Source organism: Acidimicrobiales bacterium (genome assembly GCA_036273495.1).
Taxonomy (GTDB): Bacteria; Actinomycetota; Acidimicrobiia; order Acidimicrobiales; family JAJPHE01; genus DASSEU01.
In genome coordinates, this window is the sequence record DASUHN010000122.1 from 1 (window position 1) to 7,995 (window position 7,995).

Annotated in this window: 9 protein-coding genes; 6 read left to right on the forward strand and 3 right to left on the reverse strand. The window is 72.1% G+C overall.

Features of this window, described 5'->3' with window-relative positions:
- The first annotated feature begins 137 nt into the window (after nucleotides 1–137).
- Entirely contained in the window at nucleotides 138–668 is a 531-nt protein-coding gene (locus VFW24_05135; GenBank protein HEX5266136.1) for a type 1 glutamine amidotransferase domain-containing protein, read from the forward strand.
- Nucleotides 669–700: 32 nt separating this feature from the next.
- Here VFW24_05135 and VFW24_05140 read toward each other — a convergent pair whose 3' ends face one another.
- Nucleotides 701–1,135, reverse strand: a complete 435-nt coding sequence (locus VFW24_05140; protein HEX5266137.1) for a hypothetical protein — start codon at nucleotides 1,133–1,135, stop codon at nucleotides 701–703.
- 71 nt (nucleotides 1,136–1,206) lie between these two features.
- A complete protein-coding gene (locus VFW24_05145; GenBank protein HEX5266138.1) occupies nucleotides 1,207–1,614 on the reverse strand; it encodes an SCP2 sterol-binding domain-containing protein in 408 nt (135 codons plus the stop codon).
- Between the two features lie 103 nt (nucleotides 1,615–1,717).
- On the opposite strand from VFW24_05145, the gene VFW24_05150 reads away from it, so the two are divergent.
- The 4 genes from VFW24_05150 to gatB are packed head-to-tail and all read left to right on the forward strand — an operon-like array spanning nucleotide 1,718 to nucleotide 5,251.
- A complete protein-coding gene (locus VFW24_05150) occupies nucleotides 1,718–2,026 on the forward strand; it encodes a 4Fe-4S dicluster-binding protein (protein ID HEX5266139.1) in 309 nt (102 codons plus the stop codon).
- A complete protein-coding gene (gatC, locus tag VFW24_05155) occupies nucleotides 2,023–2,322 on the forward strand; it encodes an Asp-tRNA(Asn)/Glu-tRNA(Gln) amidotransferase subunit GatC (GenBank protein ID HEX5266140.1) in 300 nt (99 codons plus the stop codon). The genes VFW24_05150 and gatC overlap by 4 nt, the downstream gene beginning before the upstream one ends.
- Nucleotides 2,319–3,803 carry an Asp-tRNA(Asn)/Glu-tRNA(Gln) amidotransferase subunit GatA gene (gene gatA, locus VFW24_05160; protein ID HEX5266141.1) on the forward strand — a complete coding sequence of 495 codons (1,485 nt, stop codon included), beginning with the start codon at nucleotides 2,319–2,321 and terminating at the stop codon, nucleotides 3,801–3,803. Before gatC ends, gatA begins: the two co-directional genes overlap by 4 nt.
- On the forward strand, nucleotides 3,800–5,251 hold the full coding sequence (gene gatB, locus VFW24_05165; protein ID HEX5266142.1) for an Asp-tRNA(Asn)/Glu-tRNA(Gln) amidotransferase subunit GatB: 1,452 nt from the start codon (nucleotides 3,800–3,802) through the stop codon (nucleotides 5,249–5,251). The genes gatA and gatB overlap by 4 nt, the downstream gene beginning before the upstream one ends.
- Here gatB and VFW24_05170 read toward each other — a convergent pair.
- Nucleotides 5,226–6,206: an endo-1,4-beta-xylanase gene (locus tag VFW24_05170; GenBank protein ID HEX5266143.1), complete on the reverse strand. Its 981-nt coding sequence runs from the start codon at nucleotides 6,204–6,206 to the stop codon at nucleotides 5,226–5,228. The genes gatB and VFW24_05170 overlap by 26 nt on opposite strands.
- Before the next feature lie 126 nt (nucleotides 6,207–6,332).
- Between VFW24_05170 and ilvD the strand changes: the two genes are divergently transcribed.
- On the forward strand, nucleotides 6,333–7,995 hold a 1,663-nt coding region (gene ilvD / locus VFW24_05175), incomplete at its 3' end, for a dihydroxy-acid dehydratase (protein ID HEX5266144.1).

A 7,995-nucleotide genomic window follows, 5' to 3' on the forward strand; every position in this document is an offset into this window, starting at 1 on the left:
GGCACCATCCGATACCCGAAGGCGGCGTAACCATGTCCAGAAGACCGTCGGTAAGCCGTATGCGGGCGAACCGCACGTACGGATTGAAAGGGGGATGGGGAACCGGGCCAGCAACGGCACCGCGCCCCTGACTACCAATGGTGCTGAGAGGCAAGAAGGTCGTCGTGCTGGCCGCGGACCTGTTCGAGGACACAGAGCTGCTCTATCCCGTGTACCGGCTCCGGGAGGAGAGCGTCGCGGTCACCATCGCCGGGCTCGACGACTCCCCGGTGACGGGCAAGAAGGGCCACGGTCCTGTCGAGGTCGACACCACCGTCGACGAGGTGGTGGAAGGTGACTTCGACGCCCTGGTCATCCCCGGAGGCTTTGCCCCGGACAAGCTCCGCCGGTCTGCGGCCGTGCTGGACCTGGTCCGGGCCTTCGACCGGTCGGGCAAGCCGATCGCCTTCATCTGCCATGCGGGCTGGGTGCCGATATCGGCGGGGATCCTCAAGGGCCGCCACGCCACCAGTGTCGGCGCCATCCGGGACGACATGGTGAACGCCGGGGTGGACTGGGCGGACGAGGAGACCGTCGTCGACGGGAACCTGATCTCGGCCCGCACGCCGGCCGATCTGGGGCCCTGGATGAAGGCCCTGCTGTCCGCTCTGGCGGCCGAGAGCGACTGATCCTGCCGACCGTCCCCACGCGGACGGTCGGCTCAGTGGCCTCTGCGGTCCTGGGCCAACGGCAGGTCGAGGTCGACGGGCAGATGCACGTTCAGCGTCAGGCGGGGCTCGATCTCGCGGCTCCGGTGGCCCTGACCCTGGCCCTGCTCGTCGAGCAGCAGCACGTCACCCGGGCCGAACCTCCGGACCGTCCCGTCCCCGACCTCGAGCTCGAGGAGACCGGTCAGCGTGACCTGGAAGGCGCGCCCCGGTGACCAATGGAACGGGTGGTCTCCGCCCGGCGGGGTGAGGCGGAACGAGACGCTCTCGGCCGGCAGTTCGGCCATGAAGCCGATGGAGCGGCCGGCGATCGTCGGACACGGATGCGCGAGGTTCTCCTCGACGGGGAGAAGGAGGTCCTCGAAATGCGACTGCCCGTCGTCCCCCGAGTACAGACGGGTGACCTTCACGTAGCGCGTCTCGCTCATGCCGGCGGATCATAAGAGGCGGGCCCGGGCGCAAGCGGCCCTCCCTCCGGTGCCGGCGCACTGAGCGAGGGTTACTCCGTGATCTCCTTGATCTTCCCGGAGACCTCGATGGCGGTGGGGTCGGGAGGGGTGGCCTGCATGACCATCAGCTTGGTCATGTCCCCCTCGACCTTGACCTTGCCGGCCATGAACGCCTGCATCCCCGCCTGGGGGTTCTGCTCCACGAAGATGGCCTTGGCCGTCTCGTAGTCGACCGTCACGGTGAGGTCGGAGGGGTCGATGTGGCCGGTGTCCATCTCCAGCTCCCCCGAGCTGGTGTCCATGTGGGCCTGAACGACACCTCCCCCGAACGGGACGGTCGTGATGTTGAGGTTCATCTTCACGACGTGGGGGGTGGGCGTGCCCTTGCCCCGGTACTCCTCGCGGATCTTGCGGGCCTCCAGCATCCACTCGTCGGAGAGGAACGGGTACTTGGCCATTCAGGTCGGCTCCCTATCGTGCGGTCGGGTTGCCGGGGGAGGCTACCGGTCCCCTTGACCGGGCGGTCAAGTGGGGCCGCGGGGGTCCGGTAGCCTTCCCGCGATGCCGGCGGCCACCCGCCCGGAGCGGATCGAGAACCGGGAACGCAACCCGAAATGGAAGAACGCGCCCTTCCGGATCGAGATGTCGGAGTGCATCAACTGCGACACCTGCCTGCGTCACTGTCCCCCGCAGTTCGGGGCGATCTTCAACCACGGGATCGACGTGATCATCGTCCCCGAGCTGTGCTCGGGGTGCCGCAAGTGCCTGGATCCGTGCCCGGTCGACTGCATCTACGAGGACCCCGAATGGAGCGCCGCCCCCGACGACTGGTGGGAGGAGCCCCAGGGGGCCGAGGACCCCTACGTGTGAGCCGCATCTCCCGGGACGACGTGGCCCACGTGGCCCACCTGGCCCGGCTGGCCCTGTCCGACGACGAGATCGACCTCTTCGCCGGCCAGCTGGCGGCCGTGCTGGAGCACGCCGAGGACGTGGCGGCCCTCGACACCTCGGGGGTGGCCCCGACCGCCCACCCCCTGCCGGTCCGGAACGTCCTGCGCCCCGACGAGCCCGGCCCCTGCCTGGACCGGGAGGAGGTGCTGGCCGAGGCGCCCCAAGCCGAGGAGGGCCGGTTCCGGGTCCCGCGGATCCTCGGGGAGGAGCCGTGACCGGCGCGGCCGGACCGGGCGGCGGCGGACCCGGTCGTGAGCCCACCGCCCTGGACCTGGCCGACGCGGTGCGGACGGGGCGGCGCACCGCCCGCGAGGTGCTCGAGGACCACCTGGAGGTGGTGGCGGTCAGGGAGGCCGAGGTCCACGCCTTCAACCTGGTCCTGGCCGACCAGGCCCGGGCCGAGGCCGACGTCGTCGACGCCGCCGTGGCGGCGGGCCGGGACCCGGGGCCGCTGGCCGGGGTGCCGGTGGCGCTCAAGGACAACCTCTGCACCCGGGGGATCCCGACGACGTGCTCGTCGCGGATCCTCGAGGGCTGGCGGCCGCCCTACGACGCCACGGCAGTGAGCCGCCTGCGCGCCGCGGGGGCCGTCGTGGTCGGCAAGACCAACCTGGACGAGTTCGCCATGGGGTCGTCGACCGAGAACTCGGCCTTCGGCCCGACCCGCAACCCCCACGACCCGAGCCGGGTGCCGGGCGGCTCCTCCGGGGGCAGCGCCGCCGCCGTGGCGGCCGGGTTCGCGGCGCTGGCCCTCGGCTCGGACACCGGCGGGTCCATCCGCCAGCCGGCGGCGCTGTGCGGCGTGGTCGGGGCCAAGCCGACCTACGGCCTGGTCTCCCGCTACGGGCTGGTGGCCTTCGCCAGTTCCCTCGACCAGATCGGCCCCTTTGCCCGCAACGTGGAGGATGCCGCCGCCCTCCTCGAGGTGATCGCCGGGCACGACCCGGCGGACTCCACTTCTCTTGCGGCGCCTCCGCCGCTGCTGGCCCAGGTGACCGGGATGGGAGTCGAAGGTCTGCGCCTCGGCGTCGTCACCGAGCTGATGGACGGGGTGGAGCCTGCGGCCGCCGCGGCCGTTCAGCAGGCCGCCACCGCCCTCGAGGGCCTGGGCGCCAAGGTCGGCGAGGTGTCGGTCCCGGCCGCGGTGTACGGGTTGTCGGCGTACTACCTCATCGCCCCCGCCGAGGCGTCGTCCAACCTGGCCCGCTACGACGGGGTGCGCTACGGGCTGCGCACCGACGCCGCCGACATCACGACCATGTTCTCCGAGACCAGGGCCGCCGGGTTCGGGCCCGAGGTCAAGCGCCGGATCATGCTCGGCACCTATGCCCTGTCGGCCGGCTACTACGACGCCTACTACGGCCAGGCCCAGCGCGTGCGCACGCTGATCATCCGGGACTTCGAGGAGGCCTACCGCGGCTTCGACGCCCTCCTGGCCCCGACCACGCCCGGGCCGGCGTTCGAGCTCGGGGCCAAGACCGAGGACCCGCTGGCGATGTACATGTCGGACGTGTGCACCATTCCGAGCAACCTCACCGGCCAGCCTGCCCTCAGCGTCCCGTGGTGGCCGGCCGGACAGTCGCTGCCGCTCGGCGTGCAGGTGATGGCCCCGCCGCTCGGTGAGGCGGTCATGTTCCGGGTGGGCGCCGCGGTCGAGGCGGTGGCGCCGGCTGCGAACGGAGGGAGCGGACGGTGACGACCACGAAGACCGAGTGGGAGACCGTCGTCGGCCTCGAGGTCCACTGCGAGCTGCGCACCGCCACCAAGCTGTTCTGCCGGTGCGCCAACCGATTCGGCGCCGAGCCCAACACCCTCGTGTGCCCGGTGTGCCTCGGGTTGCCCGGGTCGCTGCCGGTGCTCAACCGCCAGGCGGTGGAGCTGGCCATCCGCATCGGGCTGGCCCTCGGCTGCGAGGTCCGCCCGTCGGTGTTCCACCGCAAGAACTACTTCTATCCCGACATGCCGAAGGACTACCAGGTCAGTCAGTACGACGAGCCGATCAACGTGTCCGGGCACCTCGAGCTCCCCGACGGGTCGCGCGTCGGCATCGTGCGCGCCCATATGGAGGAGGACACCGGGAAGATCACCCACGTCGGGGGAGGGGGGCGGATCCACGAGTCGTCCCACTCGCTGATCGACTACAACCGCGCCGGAGTGCCGCTGGTGGAGATCGTGAGCGAACCCGACATCCGCTCCGCCGAGCAGGCCCGGGCCTATGTGAGCGAGCTGCGCGCCATTCTCGTGGCGACGGGGGCCTCCGACGGGAAGATGGAGGAGGGGTCGCTGCGCGTCGACGCGAACGTGTCGGTGCGCCCGGTGGGCAGCGCCGAGCTCGGGACGCGCTGCGAGATCAAGAACCTCAACTCCCTCCGCTCCCTCGGCCGGGCCATCGAGCACGAGGCGGAGCGCCAGGCCGCCGTCATCGAAGAGGGCGGGACCATCCGGCAGGAGACCCGACACTGGGACGAGGCCGCCGGCCGGACCCGGAGCGGCCGGACCAAGGAGCAGTCCGAGGACTACCGCTACTTCCCCGAGCCCGACCTGGTGCCGGTGGCGCCGGACGACGACTGGCTGGCGGCGGTGGCGGCGGGACTGCCGGTGCTGCCGGCGGCCCGGCGGGACCGGCTAGCCGAAGCGGTGGGGACCGCGGCCGGGGTCGGGACGGCCGAGGTGGGCCTGCTGGTCGAGTTGGGCCTGGACGACCTGGTGGTCGCGGCGGTGGCGGCGGGGGCGGACGGGCGCATCGCCGTGAACCGGGCCGCCAACGAGATCGCCGCCGCCCGGGCCGCAGGGGAGGCCAACGTTGAGCTCGAGCCGGCCACCTTCGGCCGCCTGGTCGCCATGGAGGCCGATGGTCGGCTGACGGCGACCCAGGCCAAGTCGGTGCTGGCCGAGCTGCTCGCGTCGGGAGGCGACCCCGAGGCCATTGCCCGGGCCAAGGGGTACGAGGCCCTATCCGCCGACGCCTTGTCGGGCTTCGTCGACCAGGTCATCACCGAGAACCCGGCGGAATGGGAGAAGATGCGCGCCGGGGACCCCAAGATCGCGGGCTTCCTCATCGGCCGGGTGATGAAGCTGGCCCGGGGCAACGCCGACGGGGCGGCGGTGACCGAGGAGCTCAGGAGGCGGGCGGCGCAGACATGAGTGTCGCCTGCAGCGCATAGGCGGCCGGCTTCGGGCGTAGCCGGGCGTCGAACGGCAGGGCGTCGCCGTAGCCCGGGAAGGTCCCCGGTATCCACGAGTCCCCGTCGGTGAACCCCCACGTCACGAAGGTCTTGCAGGACGGCTGGTCCTCGCACGCCTCCAGCGCCCCGGCGTAGTCCGCCGCCTGCTGGTCCAGCTGGGCCGAGCTGAACGGCGGCCGCATCCGGACGTCCATCTCCGTGACCGCCACCTGCAACCCGAGGCCGGCGAAGCGGGCCATCTGCTGGCGGAGGGCGGCCGCGTCGAACGCGTCGGGGCCGGTGACGTGGAGCTCGAACCCCACGCCTCCCACCGGGACCCCGCGGGCCCGGAGGTCGGCGAGAAGCGAGTACACGGCGTCGGACTTGGGCCCGGGCTCCTCGATCCCGTAGTCGTTGTAGAAGAGCGTGGCGGCGGGATCCGCAGCGTGGGCCCACTCGAACGCGAGGGCCACGTAGGCCTGTCCCATCGACTGCAGCCACAGGTCGGGCCGCAGCGACCCGTCGTCCCCGACCGCCTCGTTGACCACGTCCCACTGGGCCACCCGCCCCCGGAAATGAGAGACGAGCGCGGTGACGTGGCGGCGCAGGGCCGCCTGCATCCGCCCCGCCGCGCCCGGCCCGGTCGCGGCCTGGTCCAGCCAGGCCGGGTTCTGCTCGAACCACACCAGGTTGTGGCCCCGGACGAGCATCCCGTTGGCCTGCGCGAACTGCACGAGGTGGTCGGCCGCCGTGTAGTCGAACCTACCGGGCCGGGGTTCGGTCGTGACCCACTTCATCGTGTTGTCGGGCGTCACCATGTCGTACTCGGCACCGAGCGCCGACGCGTAGCCCGGGTCGGTGGCCAGGGCGTTGACGTCGACGGCCGCCCCGATCCGCAGCCCGGTCGGACCGGCCAGCTGGCGCAGGGTGGGCATGAGCGGAGGAGGAGCGACGGTCGCGGTCGTGCCGTCGGCGGCACGCACCGCACCGGGGCGGGAGGGCCCGAGGGCGCCGGTGAGAATCAGGGCGGCGGCCAGGAGAAGCGCCGGTACTGTCTTCGCATGCCTGACGACCGCCGCCCGTCCCACCCGAAGCCGCGCAGCACGGACGTGACCGAGGGCTACGAGCGGGCGCCCGCCCGGGCCATGCTCCGCGCCGTCGGCATGACCGACGACGACTGGGACAAGCCGCAGATCGGGGTGGCGTCGTCCTGGAACGAGGTCACGCCCTGCAACCTGCCGCTGGACCGGCTGGCCAAGCAGGCCAAGGAGGGGATCCGGGAGGCCGGCGGGTTCCCCATCGAGTTCGTCACCATCGCCGTGTCGGACGGGATCTCGATGGGCCACGAGGGCATGCGGGCCTCGTTGGTGAGCCGGGAGCTGATCGCCGACTCGATCGAGTGCGTGATGCACGCCGAACGGTTCGACGCCATGGTGACCTTTGCCGGGTGCGACAAGTCGCTGCCGGGGATGCTGATGGCCGCGGCGCGCCTCGACCTCCCATCGGTCTTCCTCTACGGCGGCTCCATCCTCCCGGGGCGGCTCCCCGCCGACCCGGAGCGGGGCCGGCCCGAGGACGTGGCCCTGGACATCGTGAGCGTTTTCGAGGCCGTGGGCGCCCACGCCGCCGGCTCGCTCTCGGCCGAGGAGCTGTCCCTCATCGAGCACAACGCCTGCCCCACCGCCGGCAGCTGCGCCGGGATGTTCACCGCCAACACCATGGCGTCGGTGTCCGAGGCCCTCGGCATGGCCCTGCCCGGCAGCGCCTCCCCGCCCGCCGTCGACCCCCGGAGGGACCAGCTCGCCTACGACAGCGGGACCGCGGTCGTGCGGCTGCTCGACCTCGATCTGACGCCCCGGCGGATCCTGACGCGGGAGGCCTTCGAGAACGCCATAGCCGTGGCCATGGCCCTCGGGGGCTCGACCAACGTGGTGCTGCACCTCCTGGCCATCGCCCACGAGGCCCGGGTCGATCTCAGCATCGACGACTTCAACGTGGTCGGAGCCCGGGTGCCCCACATCGCCGACACCAAGCCCCACGGCCGCTACCACATGACCGACGTCGACCGGGTCGGCGGGGTGGCCGTGGTCATGCGCGAGCTCCTCGAGGCCGGGCTGCTCCACGGTGACTGCCTGACCGTCACCGGCCGGACGCTGGCCGAGAACCTGGCCGCCCTCGACCCGCCCCGGCCCGACGGCTCGGTCATCCACCCCCTGACCGCCCCCATCCACGCCGACGGCGGGCTGGCGATCCTGCGGGGCTCCCTGGCCCCCTCCGGATCGGTCGTGAAGGTGGCCGGGCTCGACGAGACCCGCTTCGACGGGCCGGCCCGGGTCTTCGACGGGGAGGACGGGGCTCTCGAGGCCATCCTGGCCGGCGCCATCCAGCCCGGATCCGTCGTGGTCATCCGGTACGAGGGCCCCAAGGGGGGACCGGGGATGCGCGAGATGCTGGCGGTCACCGGGGCCATGAAGGGCGCCGGCCGGGGGGCCGACTGCGCTCTCCTGACCGACGGGCGCTTCTCCGGGGGGACCCACGGCTTCTGCATCGGCCATGTGGCCCCCGAAGCTGTGGACGGCGGCCCAATTGCTTTCATCCGGGACGGGGACCGGATCGTGATCGACGTGCCGGACCGGACGATGGATCTCCTGGTCGACGACGCCGAGCTGGACCGGCGCCGGGCGGAGTGGAAGCTCCCCCCGCCCCGCTACACCTCGGGGGTCC